Source organism: Bacillus sp. FJAT-25509 (assembly GCF_001420605.1).
GTDB lineage: Bacteria > Bacillota > Bacilli > Bacillales > Bacillaceae_G > Gottfriedia.
Window position 1 is genome coordinate 35,870 of record NZ_LJIZ01000034.1, and the last position, 20,621, is coordinate 56,490.

Consider the following 20,621-nt stretch of genomic DNA (forward strand, 5'->3'; position numbering starts at 1 on the left):
GAAACAAAAAAGAAGCCTCAATAGATGAGACTTCCTCCATTCCTATTATATGCAAATCTATCAATCTCTTAAAATAAAACCATTGATCCTGGACCAGTGAGCAATAACCCTACTGCAGCTGCAATAATTAATAGATTAAACTCAAATCCGTTCGAAGTATTCCAGAATCCGTTCTTTATATGCACCTTTATTACCGCTACTGCCATTACTACAATTATTAACCATGCACCTATTTCTGTATATACACCAGCCGCTACAAAGAATCCACCTACAATTTCTGCCGCTCCCGTTATAAAAGCAAAAAATGCACCAGGTTTGATTCCAATCGACTCTAGCCATTGTCCAGTTCCTTTAATACCGTAACCACCAAACCAACCAAATACTTTCTGCACCCCGTGACCTAATAAAATAATACCTAAAACTAGTCTAATAACTAATAGGCCTTCATCAAGCATATCTCCACCTCAATTCTCTTTAATTTGAGATATTTAGTGCATAATTATTTTTATTCATTTTTTGACATGTTTATGACCTTTATTATTAATTTTTAAAAATGAATCAGTTTTCTTGTATTTGAGGAATAGAATACTATAACAGAAGATTTTCTAACGTAAAAGGAGAGCATAAATCATGAAAAAAGTCGTACCACTAACTATAATCGGCTTTTGGATTTTAATGCTACTACTCGCTATTCGATATCATTTATTTCATTTATCATTGCAAGATATAAAACATTTTATTGCTAATTCTTCTATCAATCCGATGCTATTATTTGTCGCTATTTTCTGTGCAAGAATCTTTCTATTCATTCCTAGCTCTGTATTAATTGTAGTAGGTAGCTTGTTTTTTCACCCGTTTGAAACCATTCTCTTATCATTAATCGGAATGGCCATCACAGAAACAATTATTTACCTATTAAGTAAAAGTATTTTAAGTGACTCGATCCAGCAATTCATGGAGAATAAATATCCATCTCTATTTGAAGAGATAATTTTGAACAGAAAGAGATACTTATTCTTAACAGTTGCAACTCCCCTAGCGCCGACAGATGGCGCATGCTTTATCGCAGCCTCAACTAATATGAAATACTTGTCCTATATAGCAATTGTTTTTGCTGGTAATATCCCGATTGCAGTTCTTTATACTTTATACGGAAATTTCTTGCTTGGCTCGCCATGGATTACAATCTGTATAACCGCTACTATCTTAGTTGGATTTTTCATTTACATTTCTTTAAAAAAGAGACAAAAAAAGGATACACATTACTCAGCCTAAACTTTTTCAATTTAAATATTTTCAAAAATTATTAATAAATAAATCGATTTTTATATATAAATTAAACTATACTAAGATTAATTAAAATTCTTTAAGAAATCGAGGTAAAAAGATGGAAACAAATAAGATTTTGTCCTCATTATGTTATTTCAGTGTATTCTTCGCACCTTTCTTATTCCCTATAATTGTTTATTTTGTCGCAAAGGATCACCATCTAAAATCGCATTCTAAACGAGCTCTTTTTTCACATATACTCCCATTTCTAACAATTATTATTTTGGCGGTTATTTCTCTTTTCACTTTTAATACTTTTGGTGATGGTGCAGGCTTTGCTCTTATTGGTGGATTTGTTTTAGCATTCATTGTTAATTTAATTGTCTTTATATGGAATATTGTTCAAGGTATTAAAGTTTTAATGTAAATCGTCTTTTTTTCTACATTATTTCTCAGGAAATTTTTAATTTCGACAAAAGCAATTTAATACTTACTTAATGAGTAAAAAGGCAATGTAAGGTTTAACCATTACATTGCCATTTTTATTATTCACTTTGAGCTACGTAAACTTCTTTTGAATTAGTTCGTTTAATTGATTTCTTAATCATAAATGATAAAGATAAGATGCAGGCAATTAAAATGGAGCTAGTTAAAGCTATTTGCGATGTTGTTAAAGAGAAAAATTTAGCCAAATAGACAGAGTATGATAGGAGAGATGATGTAATTAATTTTGACATCGAAGCAATTAATAGAAACTTTTTGAAAGATACTTTGCTAATTCCTGCCCCGACACAAATAATTTCATCTGGTAAAATCGGAATGATAAACATTAAAGTTAAAATAATTGTTTCATTTTTTTGGATATATTCCTGATATTTTTTTAACTGTCTTTCTTTTACAAACTTAGAAACTAATTTAAGTCCACCTATTCTTGCTAAGAAATACATAATGACAATACCTAAAGTTGAACCTAAAAATCCGATTAACGCTCCTGAAAACGTTCCGATTACAGCACTGCCTGCAGGAATAGTAAGTGCTTCTGGTAAAGGTAAAAAAATTGGTTGAAATAAACAGATTAAGAAAAATAATAATTTTGCAGTTGTAATATGATTGGTTAATATTCGCTCAACTCCGTACTTATCTACGAATACTAGAAATTGACTGGCATAAAATAGAATTCCCACTACCGATATACAAAGTAGTAAACTAATTAGCGCTATTTTTGTAACCTTTAAAAACTTTTTATGATTCGATACAATCAAATAGAAATCTAGCAACAGAATTCCCATGATTGCCAAAATAAATGATATTTTATAGATCGTCACGACAGTAGGTAAACTAATGACTAATATTAAGATCGATATTGTAGCTAATATGATGTGTATCGTAAGTTCTTTCATCGTATTAAACTGTTTTTTCTCTTTCTTCAAAGTAAACAACTCCTCTACAACAGCTTGACCGTTCTCCAATATTTTTTTCGCTACTATGTTTATAGTAATGAAACGGTAAATAATTTGAAACGAACTTAAGTATTAAACTTAGTAAGTCTTAAGTCTTACGGTGAGGAAGTTTTTTGTAAATGAAAATTGTTATATTCGAATATTCGACTCTTAATACAAAATGCCTCTATGAATTAGATAGAATTTATTATTTTTTTGTATGATTAGAAATAAAAACGACTGTCAAAGATTTGACAGTCGTTTACTTTTTTTATTTAATTAAAAATCAAAGTTGTCAGGGTCTGGACCAACTCGGTGGTTTTGGTTTAGGGAGTTGATTTGGCTCATATCTTCTTCTGTTAGTTCAAAGTCGAAAATATTTGCGTTTTCTTGAATGCGATGTTCTTTGATTGATTTTGGTATGATTACAATACCATTTTGTAAATGCCAACGTAATACAACTTGAGCAATTGATTTATTATGTTTGTTTGCTATTTGTGATAGTGTTTCACTTTCAAATAATTGTCCTTGCATTAATGGAGCCCATGCTTCTACTTGAATTGAATTTTCTTTTAAAAATTCTCTTAGTTCAACTTGGCTTAGCATTGGGTGTAATTCAACTTGATTGATCATAGGCATTATTTCAGCATTCGCCATTACTTCTTTCAGGTGATGAATTTGGAAGTTACTCATTCCGATTGCTTTTACTTTACCGTCTTTGTATAGCGTTTCAAGTGCTTTCCATGATTCAACATATTTACCTTCTACTGGCCAGTGGATTAAATATAGGTCTAAATAATCAAGACCTAGTTTTTTCAAACTTAATTCGAAAGCATCAATAGTTGATTGGTAGCCTAAATCAGCATTCCATACTTTTGATGTAATAAATAAGTCTTCACGTTTAAGTCCATTTTCTTCAAGAGCTTCTCTAATTCCTTGTCCTACGCCTTCTTCGTTTTGGTAGATTGCTGCAGTGTCGATACTACGGTAACCATTTCGTATTGCCGCTTTTACAGAATCAATTACGACTTGTCCATCTTCTACTTGGAATACTCCTAACCCAATTACTGGCATTTCTAAACCATTATTTAATTTAACTAATTTATTCATTTTTTATTTCTCCTTTTATTTATATAATATTTTTTAAAAATTTACTTTTTCTTTTCTAATGAAGCGCTCCAGATACTTAGCAAAACCGCTCCAAAGACCATGATTCCACCAATCCAAGGTGTATGAATCAAGCCGATTGTATCTACAACTAAACCACCAATAAATGCTCCTATTGCAATACCTACGTTGAATGCTGCTATATTTAGCGCTGATGCAATATCTACAGCTGATGGGACATGCTTCTCTGCTAATTTCACAACATAAATTTGAAGACCAGGTACATTCATAAAAGCAAGTAAGCCTAGGAAGAAAATCGTTACAATTCCTACTAGTTTAAATGGTGCTGTAAACGATAGAATGATGAGCACAATTGCTTGAATAGCAAACATCCATGTTAATGCTTTTAAAGGATTTTTATTAGCAGCCTTCCCACCGATCGTATTACCAAGTGCTACTGCAACTCCATAAACAAGTAAGATAATACTTACAGAGTTTGGAGCAAAGCCGGTAATTTTTTCAAGGATTGGTGACAAGTAAGTGAATGCTACAAAAGTACCTCCATATCCTAATGCTGTAATGGCAAAAGCCAAAAGTAATGGTCCATTTTTTAGAACTTTCAGGTTATCACTTAATTTTGATGCTGGCGGTTGTTTAATTGATTTCGGAACTAATATTGCAATAGCAATGATTGCAATTACACCTAATAATGCCACAGCTCCAAAAGTAGATCTCCATCCAAAATGCTGACCAATAAATGTGCCTAATGGAACACCAGTTACAGTTGCAACGGTTAAGCCAGTAAACATAAATGCAATCGCACTTGCACGTTTGTTTTCAGGAACTACATCTGCTGCAATTGTTGAACCGATTGAAAAGAACACTCCATGTGAAAATGAAGTAATGATTCGAGCAACTAACAACAGTCCAAAACTAGTCGAAAAGGCAGCAACACTATTACCTACTATAAAAATAATCATTAAAAGCATTAATAACGATTTTCGACCAATCTTATTTGTTAGTGCCGTTAAAATTGGTGCTCCAAAAGCAACACCCATAGCATATCCAGAAATTAATAATCCTGCTAATGTAATTGAAATTTTTAAATCACCAGCTAGAGTTGATAATAAACCAACGGGAACAAATTCAGTTGTTCCGATACCAAATGCACTAATGGCAAGAGCCATTAAAGCAGGTGTGCCACTTTTTTTCTCTTGTATTTTAATCGAAGCAGCAGTCGAACTCATAAAACTCCTCCTTGTGTTATCGTTATTTTTATTATTAGTTTGAATACAAAGAGACATGGCGCCTGAATAAAGTCTCTTCGTCATTCAAAACATAAATGAAATGAAATAGTAAAAGATTAACGTCTTCATCTGTACGTTTACTTTTTATAAATGTTTGTTAATCAATTAACTATTGTCATTATGCGCGATAGGATTGATTAAAAGAAGTATGTACTTTGAAGTGATATAGTTACTTTTTAGTAACATTTAAGTGAATAAAGGATTAAAACAGAGAAAATTTATAAAAAAATTTTTAACCAGACTTGAAACTACACAGTTTACGAAGAGAATGTTATGATATTTTAATCATTAAAAATATGTTGCGTAAGTAAATATGAAAGAAGGAGAGGCGAAAATGAAAAAATACAATATCCCAGTTGAGGCTTCCTTAGATGTAATCGGTGGCAAATGGAAGGTTGTGATTCTTTGTCATTTAACAAAAGGTACAAAAAGGACTTCTCAATTAAAAAAATTAATGCCGAACATTACTCAAAAAATGTTAACTCAGCAGCTAAAGGAATTACAGGAAGATAATATTGTTCACCGAAAAGTATTTAATCAGGTTCCGCCAAAAGTGGAATATTCCTTAACTGATTACGGATGGTCTTTAAAAGAAGTATTAGACTTACTGTGCTCTTGGGGAGAAAATCATATTGAATGTATGTACCCTGACAAAAATGACGTACTTCTTCCACCAGTTGAGGATGAGATAACCCTATAAAATAAAAAAACTCCTTTTTCAGAAAGGAGTTTTTTTCTGCAATCTATTTAAAATCTACTTTTACTTTTTGTGCTTTCGCAATTACTTTATGTTGATCATCTAATACATCACTAGTTGTTAACTCGATCCATTTTAGACTAGGATCAGTATGTTCTACTATAAATCCCATTGCACCTTGCTTTGAACCATTAGGATTGATTTCCCCACCTAAATATTCAATATAGAAGTCATCTTTAAATTCTTTTACTTCATTATTACTTGTCATCAAATGGGCAACTGGACCAAAGTGTAATTGTTTATCGGAGTGGTTAATGATTTCTACCTCTACCTTAATGAATCGAAAGCTTTCATAGCTTTCAGTATAATAATGAAAATAATCCATTAAAGAATACGTCGGTAAGTTTTTGATCAGCTTAATCTGTTTAATTTTCATTTCAATCGGCCCAATTGAGTAAGACTTATTTAATGAAGCAATACCCTCTAAAGTTACTTCACCCTTCTCGTCTTTGAGTGTTTGACCTTTAAGGCGTAAGCTTGTATCATCTGAAACCTGTGGGTTTGGCACATATATATCGTTTAAAGACTTTGCTTTGCTTTTGGTTATTGTAGAGACCTTTTTTATGTTTTCTGCTGAAGCAGTAGTTGTTTTCTCCTTCTGAACTAAGCTACATCCTGAAAGCATTAAAGATAGTAAAATAAATGGAATCAATTTTTTCATTTAAATCCCCTTTCATCCTTAAATCCCGTTAAATAAAGGTCATTTAACGGGATCTGATTTTTTACTTATTTACCATTCTTTAAAATTCTAAAGATGTTTTTAGCTTGGTCAGTATTATCAATTTTTCCTGCAAATAATTGGCTACCAGGACCATACGCATAAACATTTACGTCTTCACCCGTGTGACCACCTGTAGTCCAACCAGTTACTGAACGGTTATCAAAGATTGCTTCGATTGCATTATCAATCTCTAACATATTTTTTGAATCTGCCGCTTTTTTAACAGATTGAATTTCTTCAGGCTTCAATTCTAAGTTAATATTCGCTTTTAATGTTTTTTCTACATCTGCACCTTTACTAATTTGTTCAGCCATGAAATCAGGAGTACGTTTAGCAGCAGCAATCGGTGCTCCGTACCAATTGTAATCACCTCTTGCTCCAATTGAATAGCCACCTGTTGAGTGGTCTGCTGTTGCAACGACTAATGTATGCTTGTCCTTTTTAGCAAATGCGATTGCAGCTTTAAATGCTTTTTCAAAATCTTCCATTTCACTCATTGCCGCAACGATATCGTTATCATGTCCAGCCCAATCAATTTGACTACCTTCTACCATTAAAAAGAATCCATCTTTATCTCTGTTTAATTTTTCAATTGCTGTATTTGTCATATCGCTTAATGATGGCATCGAATCATCACGGTCGATCATCTTCGGCATTCCACCTTGAGCAAATAAGCCCAATATTTTATTGTTTTTATCATTTAACATTTGTTTTTTATTCGTTACATAAGAGTAGCCATCTTTTTTAAATAACTTTGTTAAATCACGATCTTCTCGTACAAAGTTACTTAATCCACCTCCAAGCATGACATCAATTTTATGTCCACCTTTAATTAGTTCATCGTAATAATCATCCGCAATTGCATTCATATTTTTACGACTTACATCATGAGCACCATAAGACGCTGGTGTAGCATGTGTAATTTCTGAAGTTGCAACAAGTCCTGTCGCTTTACCTTTTTCTTTTGCTGCCTCTAGCACTGTTTTTACTCTTGAGCCATCATTATCTACGCCAATTGCTGCATTATATGTTTTAACTCCCGCTGACATGGCTGTTGCCGCTGCCGCAGAGTCAGTAATATTTTGCATTGGATCTTCAGGATATGTCATTTGTTGCCCTACTAAGTAATGATCGAATTCTGTTTGTTCAACTTCTTTTGTTTTTGGATCATCTTTTAAATAACGATAAGCAGTCGTGTATGAAACACCCATTCCATCACCAATTAAAAAGATCACATTTCTAATTTCATTCTTGTTTGGTTCCTTAGCTTGTACTGTATGATTAGCAAATGAACCAATCAACGAACCAAATGCTATCGTTGAAAGTACAGCCACTGGAATTAACTTTTTCTTAAAATTGTTTCTAAACATAAAAAAACCTCCCATAAATTAAAATTTCATTAGATTCCACCTCTTAATTTTAATGAAATTTTATTAATTTACTTTGGAGGTTATGTAAATAAAGTATAAAGAATTGTTTTAAAAAAACTAATTTTCTTAATTAAACTGAGTAGTTACGACAACTTCACAAATATCTCACAATTTTATACTAAAATGTCTAATGGAATAGAGTGCCTAATTTAACTAAGATAATAATAGTTCATAATTACAAGCTTTTACCTTATATTAAATTAAGCACAAATATTTACATAAAGAAGGAGATTTATATGAAAAAAGGTTTATCAATCATTATTTTACTGCTATTTTTATTCCCAACTATGGCGAGTGCGCATACGAAGCTTGTTTCTTCTAATCCATCAAATGGGCAAGTAATCACTGAACCAATTAAACAAATTACGCTTGAATTCGAAGAGGCTCTTGAGCAATTAGGTACAATCAAATTATTTAAAGCTGGAACTGCTACAGCTGTTACAAATGTTTCTATTAAAGGTAATAAATTAATTGCTGATCTACCAAACGGTTTAGAAAATGGTGATTATAAGGTCGAGTGGAAAGTAGTAAGTGAAGATGGTCATCCGGTAACAGGTCAAATTCCTTTCAAAGTGCAATTAAAGCAAGTTGAAACTAAAACGACAACTGAAAATAAAACAACTGACAAGGCAGTTAAGGATCAAACGCCTACAAAAGAAGAACAAAAAGAGGCTACTCCTAAAAAAGAAAGATCTAAATATCTTATTCCATTAATTGCAATCGGGCTATTTGGAATTGCATTAATGGTTGGTGGAGTTGTTCTTTGGAATAGAAGATGAGTTACATCGTTCCAATCACTGAGTTTATAACCTATATCCTTTATTCGATATTGGCAGGAAAGTTTGTATTAGATTTTGTACCGTCAGATAAAAAACCAACAATCAGCATTTCGAAAGGTACTGTTTATTTGGTTATTGTCGGTATATTGTTCTTTTCACTATTTCCTGCTCTACGAATTATTACTTTTTTCCTAGATGATGTTCAACTTAAAACAGCCATTTATTCAGTTTTCATAAAAACAGCTATAGGTAATGCATGGATCTACTCGAGTATGTTTGCCATTATGCTTGTCATTAATATTTATAGCGATGGGAAAAAGTTATTTAATTTCTTTTGGTTATTCATGATGATTTTAAGTATCGGTTATGCAGGTCATATTACCTCTATGCATTTTTGGACGGGTTTTATTTTTCAAAGTAGTCATTTTCTAATGGTTTCTATTTGGAGTGGAATTCTATTTAATGTCACTTGGCTAGCTAAAGATCCAAATAATTATGGTAAATTCTTAAAATGGTTTACACCTTTAGCCATCAGCTGCGTGTTAATTATTTTTATTAGTGGCGTAGTCTTAATGCTAGAAGTCGTTAATTTAAAAGATTATACGAATGCTTGGTTACTGCCATATGGACAAATGTTAGTATTGAAGCACATTAGTATCATTCCTGTATTGTTTTTTGCTTTTTTCAATGGCGTACTAATGAGAAAATCCGTTGAAGATTCTTCAAATGGCATTCGTAGCTGGTTAAAGGCAGAGTATATTACCATCACACTTTTGTTCTTTTTTACGGCTATAATGGGTACTAAGTCACCGCCACATAATATTAATTTGACTTTGCAAAATGAAGGGCCATCTAAATGGATTGAATGGATTATGGGGATTGATATTACTTTACCTATTAGAATAGCTTTTACTTTTTCGGTAGAAGGTACAATGTTAATGAGTATGTCGATCATTTTCCTAGTGTTATTAGTCATCAGCTATATGAAAAAGACAACAATCATGCTATCGATTGCATTTAGTCTTTGCTTTGTGATTACAATGTATCTTGGTCTAATGTATAACGTATCAGTTCAATAAAAAAAGATTGTACTATTAGTTTTAAAGTACAATCTTTTTTCTTTTGTATCTAGTTTTACCGTCCGTGTCTCCATTTAGTTGGCTTTCCTGATGAAGGGCAGTTAGGGAACTTTTGTCCTGCTTGTAATTCAATATGCTCTCCGTCTTTATCAGTATAATAGCCCGAGATTTTTACTGTTTCACCTGTATCATGTGTATGTCCAAATTCTTGATTATCCATCATAAACCTCCTTTTCAACTGAACTAGAATTACTTTTTCCTTCATCATAGTTAATTATTCGATTACTTTATCTTTTTTAAGATTTTGTTTATCTTTCACGAATTTGTTTATCATGTACGATGTTTCTCCACTTTAGGTCCCCACGCTCTAGACCATGTATTAAAATTTCTGCTGTACCCATATTCGTTGCTAAAGGAATTGAGTAAACATCACATAAACGAATTAAAGCCAAAATATCCGGTTCATGCGGTTGCGCTGTTAGTGGATCGCGAAAGAAGATAACAATATCCATTAAATTCTTAGCTATTAACGCACCGATTTCCTGATCTCCTCCAAGTGGTCCGGAATTAAATCGATGTATTTTTAAATTTGTATTTTCCATTATTTTTGTTCCAGTTGTTCCTGTTGAATATAATTCATGTTTAGATAAAATAGATTCATATGCCATTGCAAAATTTACTAAATCTTTTTTCTTTTGATCGTGTGCAATGAAAGCAATTTTCAACGTCAACATTCCTCTCTTTTAGGAAAAATGGATTTCCAATTTCAGCAATTGTTTCGTATTAAACAATAGGAAACGACTCCATTCAAAAAATTAACCTTTTATATTTTTTACTTCTTTGTATCGGTTATTCTACTCTTAAAAGCTTATGCCTTTTTACTATTCATATTAGAAGTTGGAATCCCAATAGTAAACGTACTTCCTTTTCCAACTTCACTATTTACTTGAATAGTTCCATTATGAATTTCCACGATCCATTTTGCAATTGCCAAGCCTAAACCATGGCTTCCAATTTGTCTAGATCTTGATTTGTCAGATCGATAAAAACGGTCAAATATTCGGGCATGGTCTTCCGGTTTAATCCCAATACCAGTATCTGTTACTTGGATGCATAGTTCATTTTCTTTATCCGAGAGAACTAACCGGACCTCTCCCCCAATAGGTGTATACTTAATCCCATTATCTATTAATATATATAAGAGCTGTGATAATTTTTCAGAGTCTCCCTGGGCGATTACATTCTCTGGAGCAGTTAAGTTTAAATTGATTTGTTTTGATGCTGCTAACGGTTGTAGAGATACAATCGCCTTTTCTGCAATGGAGCGAAACTCAAACTTTTCTAATTTAATTTCAACTTTATCTGAGTCTGAACGAGCTAATGTTAATAATCCGCTGACTAAGTTTGTCATCCTTTTTACTTCGTCTTTCATATTAAATAAAAGCTTTCGAGAAAAATCATCTTTCTCTGTATCGATTGTCATTTCCATTGCATCGATTGACGATAACAAAACGCTTAATGGTGTTCTTAATTCATGAGATGCATCTGCAACAAATTCGCGCTGTCGATTAAATGATTTAAAGATTGGGATCATCGCCTTTTTTGACATAAAAAAACTAATATATAGTGCAACTCCAGAAAATACGATTGTTAAGCCAACTAGTATGATGACAACAAATTTGAATAAATGATAAACATCCGAAATATCTTTTCCAACATAGATTGTACCGATAAAATCTCCTTTATAAAATAGCGGTTTACCTGATACCATCAAACTAATCTCTTTTCGATTTGAAGGAACATGTATTTCATGATCATGAAATTTTCTCATGTCCTTTTCAAACTCTTCATGCTCTATTTTAATTTTTACCTTTCGGGTTTCATTCCCTTTAGGAATCCAACTTTTTATTTGCCCAAACAATCTAGTCCTTATTTGAGGGATATCCTCCTGTCCCATTATTAATTCGCCATTTGGATTAACTACATAATAAAAAAATTGGTCCACACCTGCTAAAACTACTTCTTGGTTATCGTCCCTTAGGTTTCCTTGTTGATTTTGAATCATATAATTTTCGATAATTTTTGATTCTTGGCTAGCCAATGATTCAACTGTACGTCTTTGATCATTCATTATGACTACATATAACACTGCAAAGACTATAATGATGAATATAATTAGAAAAAGCATGACAAGGCCGCTATATAGTACTGTTAAGCGATTTTGCGTACGCTTAAAAACATCCTTTCCTCCGCGATTTCGAAAATCACGTAAATAAGATATAAGATTAGTGATCAAATTTATATCCTACCCCTCTAATGCTTTGTAGCAAATCTTGTTTACCAAGCAAATCTAGTTTCTTTCGAAGAAGTTTAACAGTGGCATCAATCGTTTTCATTGCAACATCTGAATCAAAGCCCCATACACGCTCCAAAATAATTTCACGAGGTAATACTTGCCCTTTATTCTGTATTAAAAAATCAACTAATTGAAATTCGCGTGGGCTTAATTGTATTTCAGTATCTCCACCTCTGATTGATTGGCTTGTACGATTTAGAATCATATCACTAATAAGAATTTCTTCCTCTAGTATAGGAGCATAATTACGCCTAGAAAGTGCTCTTAATCGAGCAAGTAGCTCATCAATTTCAAAAGGTTTAACTAAATAATCATCAGCTCCTGAGTCCAGTCCTACAATGCGATCCTCTAAGGCGTCTTTAGCTGTAAGGATTAGAATCGCTCCTGAATATCCTTCTTTTCGTAACCTACGACATACTTCTATTCCTGTTCCACCTGGCATCATCCAATCTAATATTAATACATCATAATGGGTGTTCGTAGCGTAATAGTAAGCTTCTTCTCCTTCTGTAACCCACTCCACTTTATAACCTGCTTTTTTCTTTAACATATAAATGATTAGCTCACCAAGTTTCAAATCATCTTCAGCTAGTAGTATATTCATTATCAAAAATACTCCCTCGTTTTATATCTCTATATTTTTCGCTTGTCTTCTTCATCTTTTCCATTTTCAAATCAATTATAAATTGAACTACTCACCACTTAACACTTTACAGGTTGTTTGAAGTGGGAGATTCTTGGGAACTGAGCATATCATTGAGATATGAAGCAGACAACAAAAAAGCCTTTAAGCTTAAGCACACTAACCGACATTCATCTCCCACCTATTACTAGTGTTATCACACCTTACAGAATTGAGGAAGGAGTCTTCCGTCGGATAATAATAAAAGGAAGCACCCGTTAATTAATACGGTGCTCCCCGATATTTCTTTTAAATCATGACCTTAGGCAGTTTCCACAGCATGCTGTTTTAGCTTTTGTAGTTCTTCTTCTATTTCTTCACTCATTACATTATCTTTATATCCATTAGATAGGTTACTATGATATGCAAATTTATTTTGAGCTTGTACTTCTGCCTCCATCATAAGTATTCGATCTTCTGCACGTGCGATTCCATTTGCGATTGTTTCTGAATTAAATGAAACAGATGTTTGTTGAATTAGTTTAATTGATTTTGCTATATTTGCTCTGGATACTAGTAATAGTCTTTTATGCAGATACTCATTATATTTACCTTTCAGTTCATCTAATTTTTCATATAGTGACTGAGTTTGATTTTGAATTGTATTAAGCTGCTCTGTATAGAGGCTCAATTGTTTTTCATGAACAAGTTTTTCCTGTATAGCCAGTTTTGCAATGGAATCTTCTCCATTTTCAACTGCTAGCTTAGCTTGTCCACTTCTTTTGTTTACCAGTCCTTCTGTCTCCAAGATCAATGCTTTTTGCTTATTCTCTAGATAGATTTGACGAGAGAGTGCTTCCTGACCTTTCAAAAGATCTTCTTCCATTTCTCTAATATATTGATTCAACATTGAAATTGGATCTTCTAAACCATCCAGTGCTCCATTCACTTTAGCCAACGATATTGATTTCATTCTTTTAAAAATGCCCATTTTATTTATTCTCCTTTTTTGATAGTAGATTTTTTTCCCATTTATCCAATAAATCTGCGTTTGTTCTGTTTACAGGTGTGTTAAAACTAGTTGTATCTAATGAAATTTGATTAACCGGGCTAGCTTGTCCCTTTTTAACTAACTTTTTAAAGATAAAAGTCACAACCGCAAATGCGATTAAAAGGAATAATACTAAACCAATCCAAGAAAAATCATGAAAATGGTGTGGACCATGCATCATCTGATGTGACCTAAATTCGTTTCGACCGTCTCGATCCATGAACATGGAATGTTGATAATCAGCAAAACGTCTTTCATGAAAACCACCTAGAAATCTAAGAAAAAACTGTACCCCTAAAACAAAAACTGCTGTTATAGAGACCCATGTAAATATTCTCTTTACTCTTTTATTCATGTTATTTCCCTCCTCTCATTTCTTAATAAATTGAATTCTAATAGAGGATGGTGAAATTATGGTGAAAACAAAAAATTAATTTTGTTCATCAAAAAAAGATAGGTAACAGGTTTTCATCTGCTTTCCTATCTCTTTTTACGTATATTTATTTATAGGCCTCAATTAATTAATCCGGTCCCTTTAATTTTCACTTCAGACTTAATCTTAAATGCTAGGTTAGCGTATTTTTTGTTCCATAATGATAAATTTCTATTCTCACTATGCCTAGATAAGTATCTTAAACCAAAACCAATTGGATCAATGTCTTTTTCTTTTATTTTATTAAGTAAAGCTTTCGTCTCTGCATTAATTTTATCTTCCATATGCTTACTCAATTCTGATATGTCACTTTCTTTAATCGTATCAAGGTCATCAATCTTTTCTTCTATAACCGCTCTCACCTTAATCGTATAATAAGCAACTATATTTTTATTTTGATGTTTTAGTTTGTAATTTGCCTTACCTTTTTCTAAATTCATTACAAACATAACTTTCTTGTTTTTGACCTTTAAGCTTTCATCGTAGATTCCAGTTGTTAAAAGGCGATAGGTTTCTGATTCACTTGGACTGAGTTCCATAATCATTTTACTCTTATCAAATAATGCGATTCGATCTACTAATAAATCTTTTTTATTTGATTCAATTATAGGCATGACGATATCTATACCGTCTTCTGTTTCTCTCCTATATGCGTCGAATAGACAAACTTGATCTATGTATGGCGATTCGGTTCTACTAAAATCAAAATATGATTTCAAAACACCGCCTGATACTTGTTCTTGTATCGGTTTAAAATTAAGCACTTCAAATGCATTAGGTTTACCAACACTTAAATAAGAAGTCATTTGAATATCTGGTCTTCTTACAAAAAACTCCAATAACGGCTGTATATTACTTTTGGCTAATTTTTCTCCAATTACAATCGTACTACTATGTCCATATACTAATTCTTTATCAATCTGTGACTTCATTATGTTAAGAGCTTCTGACACCGAGTCAGTATTTGCTGTAAGAATAAGAAATTCTGATTTCGGTATTTTCGGATCTCCATTAGGAATTGCTACTTTAATCATCACTTTATATTTTTTATCAGGCTTCTCTGATTGATCAATTCCAATAGAAGTTACGAATGCTCTCTTATCAATATCTTTAAAGGTGCATCCAGATAATAGGAGCATTGCACCAATCACTAAAAAACTAAGACTTAAATAACGTGCTTTTTTTTTATTGACGCATACAATAACGAAATGATTAATAAGAAATTTGAGAAGGCATTTAAATTGAAAAACATAGTAAAATATTTTACTAAGTCTGTTTCTCTTATCAGTAGTTGAATAACTGTGGTTGCACAAATAAAGAAGGAAATTAATATCCATTTATAAGTTCCTCCATAGCTTAAATTGAGTGTTTTAAAAAGCTCTAATGAAGTATGCCAGCTAAGTATAATGTATATTAATGAGATGACGATTTGGCCAAATAGTACAATATAAATAACTCTCTCTACAATCAAATAGTCGAAATGCATACTATCAACCGTCGTTAACCAAACAAATACTTCTTTTCTAACACCCTTTATGCCTAAGTATCCAATTGGAATTAAATAATTGCTACTGATTATAAACATCCCACATAGAAAGATCCAGAGAAGAAATTTTTTGTTTATAAAATTTAAATTTACTTTTTCATTAAAAATAATTAAATTAGAGAAGCCCGTAAAGACAAATAGAGCAGCAGTGAACGCACTGATTTTCGGTAAATGTTTAAAATAGTTAACAGATTGGTATAGGGAATCAACTATAACAAAACGATCAGTCAAAAATCTTATGAGGACAAATAAAACAATTGGAATATGAAGTATGACGAGTATTTCTGTAACATATAACAATGATTCAGTATTTAGTAAAATCGCAAAAATTATGACTAAGAGAAATACAATATAAGTTATTAAGATAGGGGTATTTGGATTGATAAAAATATTTACAACGTGAATTAATGCAATAATAAATAAAGCACCCGTCAAATACCAAAAAATTAAGTTATATATTATGTAGCATTTTCGACACCAGTCAGGTACTACATTTTTTATGATTTGACTAATATTTTGTTCAGGAAATCTTCTAAATAAATTTTGTAAAATATAAATAAAAAAGCCACCTACTATAATGGCCAAGCCAATACTTGTGATACTTCCATTTAAACTATTCCTATACAATATTTGTGGCCCGAATGCAGTTATGCTAATAACCGTATTTAAATAAAATAGGTATGTAATATATCTTTTCCCTAGCAAAAAATACACCCCATTATTTAATTTTTATTAAAAAGAGTCAGATATGGTTTTCCTAAGCTTCTTAAATTACATAAATGACAAAGAATAGCTAGCGTCCCTACTATAACTCCGATCATCCCAAACAATGAGGCAAATAGTATAATCGGGTATCGAACAATTCTAATTGCTTGATGCATCGCATTAATTGGAATACTAAATAAAGAGATGGCAACTAATGAAACAACGATAATCATGATGTCTGCTACTAGACCTGCTTGTGATGCAGTTTGTCCTAAAATTAATCCCCCTACAGTAGTAGCTGTCGAACTAATTGATTTAGGAAGTCTCAAACTTGCTTCTATTAAAAATTCTGCCATTAACATTAGAAAAAGAATTTCTATATAAGAAGGAAACGGTACTGACATTCTACTTCCGGCAACAAGTAAAGCGAATTGGACTTGTAAAACTTCTGGAGAATAGGAAATAACTGCGACATAAATAGCTGGTAAAAACACTGTAATCATTAAAGCTATATAACGGATTGAAAGAAAAAACTTTGACACTACCGTTAGTTCCACTGTATCATCCATCGATTTAAAAAAATCGGAAAAAGTCGCAGGACCAATTAGCGCCCATGGCGTTCCCTCAACAAGTAAAATTATTTTTCCAGTTGATAGATTAAATACCACTCGATCTGGCCGTTCAGTCGTTAGAAAAAGAGGAAATAAACTCCACTTATTATTCATTAGTAATTTTTGAAGTTGACCGCAGGATTGCATTACATCAATATTTATGCTCTTAACTTTTTCAATGAGATGATTGTATACATTACTATCTATTAAGTTCTCATCATATAACACAAGTACTTTTGTTTTTGATAGATTTCCTACAATGTAGTTTTCAACCTTTAAAGTACTCTTTCTATACCGATTGCGAATCAAGTTTAAAGATACATCAATTTTTTCATTTAATCCGTCCTTTGGTCCTTGTAGAACATTTTCTTCGGTTGACACTCCAACAGAACTTGCACTAAATTCGCTAATCGTAATTGAGTAGTTTATTTCATCTAAATTTATAATAATATTACCGTTTAGAATCTTTTCAATCATGACTGATTCTTCTGAAACGATCTCCCAATCACTTAATGTTTTAAGATAGTTTTTATATAAAACAAACGATTCAAATTCATAAAAAGGTGTAATAAGAAGTTCAGTAATTTTATTCCCATCACATACTGAATTTAAATAGAAAAGAGTGATCGTTTTATTTAATTTTTTTAGGCTACGTTTTTGAAAATCAATATTATCTTGAATTGATTTAAACTTCATATACATCACCTCTCTACTAATTTGTACGAATATCATGTGGATATTCGTAAATAATTTGCATTAAGTAAAACTATGTATGGAAATCAAATTTATAAATATCATCATTTGGTCAGATAACGGAACTATGTTTAGCATAAGAATGTCAGATTTAAGAAGATAAATGAAGCGAATAAGAATGCAACAAAAAAGAGGCTACTGTAAATTTTTAGTAGCCTCTTTTGTTATTAAAATTCAACCTGATTTGGTTTTTTTATTACAACACGCTCATCATCTTCACTAACATGAAAGTCATCTTTTGTTGGAATGAAGTTTTCATCGTAAATTTTTATCATCGTTTTCACTCCTGCTCATTATTTAATAGCAAATTTTTTCCATATCCTTAAGTTGGCTTGATTAGAATAGGTTTATTCTTAGTTTTTGAAAATTTTTGCTATGGCTAACTTCAGAAGTGGAGAAGATTGGATGTGTCGTCAAGTTCAAATAAAAAAAGGACTAATGGTCAGCACCACTAGTCCCCTGTATTTTATATTTAAAGTTATTTAATTGGTTTTCTTATTACAACACGCTCATCAACTTCACTAACGTGAAAGTCGTCTTTTGTAGGAATGATATTTTCATCGTTAAACTTGATCATCATTTTACACTCCCTGCTCAGTTTTTATGTTCAAATCTGTTTTTTAATAAACTTTAAGATTACTAATTTGATTATTCAACTGTAACTGATTTTGCAAGATTACGTGGTTTATCAACATCACAACCACGATGTAATGCAGCATAGTAAGAGATTAATTGTAATGGTACGACTGAAAGGATTGGAGATAATTCTTCTTGTACTTTAGGTAAAATGAAGCGATCGCCTTCCATATTTAATCCTTCCATTGAAATGATACAAGGGTTAGCACCACGAGCAACAACCTCTTTTACATTTCCACGAATGTTTAAGTTTACTGATTCTTGTGTTGCTAATGCGAAGATTGGAGTTCCTTCTTCGATTAGAGCAATTGTACCGTGTTTTAACTCTCCACCAGCAAATCCTTCTGCTTGGATGTAAGAAATTTCTTTTAGTTTTAATGCGCCTTCTAAGCAAACGAAGTAATCTACGTTACGACCAATGAAGAATGCATTACGAGTTGTAGCTAAATATTCTGTAGCAATTTTTTCAAACTCTTCTTTTTGGTTTGTAATTGATTCCATTGCATTTGCTACAATTCCAAGTTCTTTAACTAGGTTAAAGTTAACCGTTTTTCCTTTTTCTTTCGCAAGAGCATTTGCAACAATAGCAAGTACTGCTAATTGTGCAGTATAAGCTTTCGTTGATGCAACAGCGATTTCAGGACCTGCGTGTAAAGGAAGAGTGAAATCAGCCTCACGTGATAATGTTGATCCTGGAACGTTTGTAAGTGTAATTGCTTTATGACCTAATTTATTTGTTTGTACTAGACATGCTCTACTATCAGCAGTTTCACCGCTTTGTGAAATATAAATGAATAATGGTTTTTCTGAAAGCAGTGGCATATTGTAAGAGAATTCACTTGCAACATGTACTTCTACAGGCACTCCAGCCATTTTTTCAATAAATTGCTTTCCAACCAGTCCAGCATGATAACTAGTTCCACAAGCAACAATATATAATCTATCAGCTTCTGCTAAAGCCGCTTTAATTTCTGAGTTAATTACAAGCTCACCGTTTTCATCTTGGTACTTTTGGATAATATTACGGATTACTAATGGTTGCTCATCTGTTTCTTTTAACATGAAATGAGGGTAAGTTCCTTTTTCGATATCACTAGCATCAATTTCTGCAGTATATGGAGAACGTTCTTTAACATTTCCGTTAAGATCCATTAATTGAACCTGATCTTTAGTAAGTATAATTACCTCTTTATCCATTAATTCAATAAATTGATCAGTGATTTGTAACATTGCCATCGCATCAGATGCAATAACATTAAATTCTTCTCCAACACCAACTAGTAATGGACTTTTGTTTTTTGCTACATAAATCACATCATCGTTTTGTTTATCTAATAATGCAATTGCATATGAACCTTTAAGAAGCTTAAGTGTTTCTCTAAAAGCATCAAGAACTGATAAACCTTTTTTAATATGAAGCTCTACTAACTGAACAATTACTTCAGTATCTGTATCACTTGTAAATTCAATATCATTTAAATAATCGTTTTTTAATTGTACATCGTTCTCGATAACGCCGTTATGAACAAGTGTAAAACGTTCAGTAGAGCTTTGGTGAGGATGCGCATTACGTTTACTTGGAGCACCATGTGTTGCCCATCTTGTGTGACCAATTCCAACGTTTCCGTCCGTTTTTGTAGGGATTGATTTACGTAATACTGCAATTCTACCTTTTTCTTTATAAACTTCTACACCATTATCAGTTAAAAGAGATATCCCAGCAGAATCGTATCCACGATACTCTAACTTCTCTAAACCTTTTAATAAAATTTCTTTCGCATTATCATTTCCAATATATCCAACGATTCCACACATAATAACTATTGCTTAGTAAGTCCTAAAACAAGACATACAAAAATGTATAGGAATGGAACGCTGTTTTCCTAACCGTTTAACTATTTAATTTTCTATTCCCTCGTCATGTTTAATAATGGTAGAGGACTTACAAGCAATATCCACCTACCTTTCATATTCCGCTCATTAGCGAGTTCATTTTTTTGTTTTAAACGGTGTATCAGAT

Annotated in this window: 21 protein-coding genes; 5 read left to right on the top strand and 16 right to left on the bottom strand. The window is 32.2% G+C overall.

All coding sequences use genetic code 11. From position 1 onward, the window contains the following. Positions 1 to 68: 68 nt before the first annotated feature. Positions 69 to 455: a DoxX family protein gene (locus tag AN960_RS21355; protein ID WP_056476092.1), complete on the bottom strand. Its 387-nt coding sequence runs from the start codon at positions 453 to 455 to the stop codon at positions 69 to 71. A 175-nt stretch (positions 456 to 630) separates the two neighbouring features. Between AN960_RS21355 and AN960_RS21360 the strand changes: the two genes are divergently transcribed. Next, positions 631 to 1,275, top strand: a complete 645-nt coding sequence (locus AN960_RS21360; protein WP_056476095.1) for a TVP38/TMEM64 family protein — start codon at positions 631 to 633, stop codon at positions 1,273 to 1,275. A 112-nt stretch (positions 1,276 to 1,387) separates the two neighbouring features. Continuing rightward, positions 1,388 to 1,696 (top strand): magnetosome magnetite crystal formation protein family, encoded by a 309-nt coding sequence (locus AN960_RS21365; protein ID WP_056476098.1) that lies wholly within the window; start codon positions 1,388 to 1,390, stop codon positions 1,694 to 1,696. Between the two features lie 118 nt (positions 1,697 to 1,814). Here AN960_RS21365 and AN960_RS21370 read toward each other — a convergent pair whose 3' ends face one another. The 3 genes from AN960_RS21370 to AN960_RS21380 form a co-directional block, all read right to left on the bottom strand. Beyond that, the gene (locus tag AN960_RS21370) at positions 1,815 to 2,699 is read right to left on the bottom strand and encodes a TVP38/TMEM64 family protein (protein WP_056476101.1); all 885 of its coding nucleotides are present in this window, start codon (positions 2,697 to 2,699) and stop codon (positions 1,815 to 1,817) included. Between the two features lie 288 nt (positions 2,700 to 2,987). Continuing rightward, a complete protein-coding gene (locus tag AN960_RS21375; RefSeq protein WP_056476105.1) occupies positions 2,988 to 3,818 on the bottom strand; it encodes an aldo/keto reductase in 831 nt (276 codons plus the stop codon). A 41-nt stretch (positions 3,819 to 3,859) separates the two neighbouring features. Beyond that, a complete protein-coding gene (locus AN960_RS21380) occupies positions 3,860 to 5,062 on the bottom strand; it encodes an MFS transporter (RefSeq protein WP_056476108.1) in 1,203 nt (400 codons plus the stop codon). A gap of 394 nt (positions 5,063 to 5,456) precedes the next feature. Here AN960_RS21380 and AN960_RS21385 point away from each other — a divergent pair, with 394 nt between their 5' ends. Beyond that, a complete protein-coding gene (locus AN960_RS21385) occupies positions 5,457 to 5,822 on the top strand; it encodes a winged helix-turn-helix transcriptional regulator (RefSeq protein WP_056476111.1) in 366 nt (121 codons plus the stop codon). 43 nt (positions 5,823 to 5,865) lie between these two features. Here AN960_RS21385 and AN960_RS21390 read toward each other — a convergent pair whose 3' ends face one another. After that, the gene (locus AN960_RS21390; RefSeq protein ID WP_056476114.1) at positions 5,866 to 6,540 is read right to left on the bottom strand and encodes an META domain-containing protein; all 675 of its coding nucleotides are present in this window, start codon (positions 6,538 to 6,540) and stop codon (positions 5,866 to 5,868) included. Between the two features lie 65 nt (positions 6,541 to 6,605). Then, a complete protein-coding gene (locus AN960_RS21395) occupies positions 6,606 to 7,970 on the bottom strand; it encodes an alkaline phosphatase (RefSeq protein WP_056476117.1) in 1,365 nt (454 codons plus the stop codon). 296 nt (positions 7,971 to 8,266) lie between these two features. Between AN960_RS21395 and AN960_RS21400 the strand changes: the two genes are divergently transcribed. Both AN960_RS21400 and AN960_RS21405 read left to right on the top strand, forming a co-directional pair. Continuing rightward, on the top strand, positions 8,267 to 8,809 hold the full coding sequence (locus tag AN960_RS21400; protein WP_056476120.1) for a copper resistance CopC family protein: 543 nt from the start codon (positions 8,267 to 8,269) through the stop codon (positions 8,807 to 8,809). Then, complete coding sequence (locus AN960_RS21405) at positions 8,806 to 9,888, top strand: CopD family protein (RefSeq protein WP_056476122.1); 1,083 nt, start codon at positions 8,806 to 8,808, stop codon at positions 9,886 to 9,888. Before AN960_RS21400 ends, AN960_RS21405 begins: the two co-directional genes overlap by 4 nt. 55 nt (positions 9,889 to 9,943) lie before the next feature. Here AN960_RS21405 and AN960_RS24655 read toward each other — a convergent pair whose 3' ends face one another. The 10 genes from AN960_RS24655 to glmS form a co-directional block, all read right to left on the bottom strand. Further along, positions 9,944 to 10,108: a hypothetical protein gene (locus AN960_RS24655; RefSeq protein ID WP_156339746.1), complete on the bottom strand. Its 165-nt coding sequence runs from the start codon at positions 10,106 to 10,108 to the stop codon at positions 9,944 to 9,946. A gap of 88 nt (positions 10,109 to 10,196) precedes the next feature. Next, positions 10,197 to 10,613 (bottom strand): methylglyoxal synthase, encoded by a 417-nt coding sequence (gene mgsA, locus AN960_RS21410; protein WP_056476125.1) that lies wholly within the window; start codon positions 10,611 to 10,613, stop codon positions 10,197 to 10,199. A gap of 143 nt (positions 10,614 to 10,756) precedes the next feature. Then, entirely contained in the window at positions 10,757 to 12,184 is a 1,428-nt protein-coding gene (locus tag AN960_RS21415; RefSeq protein ID WP_056476128.1) for a sensor histidine kinase, read from the bottom strand. Further along, positions 12,174 to 12,848, bottom strand: coding sequence for a response regulator transcription factor (locus AN960_RS21420; RefSeq protein WP_056476131.1), 675 nt, complete (start codon positions 12,846 to 12,848; stop codon positions 12,174 to 12,176). Before AN960_RS21420 ends, AN960_RS21415 begins: the two co-directional genes overlap by 11 nt. Before the next feature lie 340 nt (positions 12,849 to 13,188). Further along, complete coding sequence (locus tag AN960_RS21425) at positions 13,189 to 13,857, bottom strand: PspA/IM30 family protein (protein ID WP_056476135.1); 669 nt, start codon at positions 13,855 to 13,857, stop codon at positions 13,189 to 13,191. Between the two features lies 1 nt (position 13,858). Continuing rightward, positions 13,859 to 14,272, bottom strand: coding sequence for a hypothetical protein (locus tag AN960_RS21430; protein ID WP_056476138.1), 414 nt, complete (start codon positions 14,270 to 14,272; stop codon positions 13,859 to 13,861). Positions 14,273 to 14,430: 158 nt separating this feature from the next. Further along, a complete protein-coding gene (locus tag AN960_RS21435; protein WP_286131776.1) occupies positions 14,431 to 15,501 on the bottom strand; it encodes a Ger(x)C family spore germination protein in 1,071 nt (356 codons plus the stop codon). Positions 15,502 to 15,515: 14 nt separating this feature from the next. Then, complete coding sequence (locus AN960_RS21440; protein ID WP_056476144.1) at positions 15,516 to 16,601, bottom strand: GerAB/ArcD/ProY family transporter; 1,086 nt, start codon at positions 16,599 to 16,601, stop codon at positions 15,516 to 15,518. A 17-nt stretch (positions 16,602 to 16,618) separates the two neighbouring features. Then, positions 16,619 to 17,908 carry a spore germination protein gene (locus AN960_RS21445; protein WP_056476147.1) on the bottom strand — a complete coding sequence of 430 codons (1,290 nt, stop codon included), beginning with the start codon at positions 17,906 to 17,908 and terminating at the stop codon, positions 16,619 to 16,621. Between the two features lie 705 nt (positions 17,909 to 18,613). Next, positions 18,614 to 20,416 carry a glutamine--fructose-6-phosphate transaminase (isomerizing) gene (gene glmS, locus AN960_RS21450; RefSeq protein WP_056476150.1) on the bottom strand — a complete coding sequence of 601 codons (1,803 nt, stop codon included), beginning with the start codon at positions 20,414 to 20,416 and terminating at the stop codon, positions 18,614 to 18,616. Positions 20,417 to 20,621 lie beyond the last annotated feature (205 nt).

What these genes read in the sequence shown, in the direction of transcription:
- AN960_RS21355 (WP_056476092.1), bottom strand. Translation starts at nt 455, where the DNA reads ATGCTTGATGAAGGCCTATTAGTTATTAGACTAGTTTTAGGTATTATT.
- AN960_RS21360 (WP_056476095.1), top strand. Translation starts at nt 631, where the DNA reads ATGAAAAAAGTCGTACCACTAACTATAATCGGCTTTTGGATTTTAATG.
- AN960_RS21365 (WP_056476098.1), top strand. Translation starts at nt 1,388, where the DNA reads ATGGAAACAAATAAGATTTTGTCCTCATTATGTTATTTCAGTGTATTC.
- AN960_RS21375 (WP_056476105.1), bottom strand. Translation starts at nt 3,818, where the DNA reads ATGAATAAATTAGTTAAATTAAATAATGGTTTAGAAATGCCAGTAATT.
- AN960_RS21380 (WP_056476108.1), bottom strand. Translation starts at nt 5,062, where the DNA reads ATGAGTTCGACTGCTGCTTCGATTAAAATACAAGAGAAAAAAAGTGGC.
- AN960_RS21385 (WP_056476111.1), top strand. Translation starts at nt 5,457, where the DNA reads ATGAAAAAATACAATATCCCAGTTGAGGCTTCCTTAGATGTAATCGGT.
- AN960_RS21390 (WP_056476114.1), bottom strand. Translation starts at nt 6,540, where the DNA reads ATGAAAAAATTGATTCCATTTATTTTACTATCTTTAATGCTTTCAGGA.
- AN960_RS21395 (WP_056476117.1), bottom strand. Translation starts at nt 7,970, where the DNA reads ATGTTTAGAAACAATTTTAAGAAAAAGTTAATTCCAGTGGCTGTACTT.
- AN960_RS21400 (WP_056476120.1), top strand. Translation starts at nt 8,267, where the DNA reads ATGAAAAAAGGTTTATCAATCATTATTTTACTGCTATTTTTATTCCCA.
- AN960_RS21405 (WP_056476122.1), top strand. Translation starts at nt 8,806, where the DNA reads ATGAGTTACATCGTTCCAATCACTGAGTTTATAACCTATATCCTTTAT.
- AN960_RS24655 (WP_156339746.1), bottom strand. Translation starts at nt 10,108, where the DNA reads ATGGATAATCAAGAATTTGGACATACACATGATACAGGTGAAACAGTA.
- AN960_RS21420 (WP_056476131.1), bottom strand. Translation starts at nt 12,848, where the DNA reads ATGAATATACTACTAGCTGAAGATGATTTGAAACTTGGTGAGCTAATC.
- AN960_RS21425 (WP_056476135.1), bottom strand. Translation starts at nt 13,857, where the DNA reads ATGGGCATTTTTAAAAGAATGAAATCAATATCGTTGGCTAAAGTGAAT.
- AN960_RS21430 (WP_056476138.1), bottom strand. Translation starts at nt 14,272, where the DNA reads ATGAATAAAAGAGTAAAGAGAATATTTACATGGGTCTCTATAACAGCA.
- AN960_RS21445 (WP_056476147.1), bottom strand. Translation starts at nt 17,908, where the DNA reads ATGAAGTTTAAATCAATTCAAGATAATATTGATTTTCAAAAACGTAGC.
- glmS (WP_056476150.1), bottom strand. Translation starts at nt 20,416, where the DNA reads ATGTGTGGAATCGTTGGATATATTGGAAATGATAATGCGAAAGAAATT.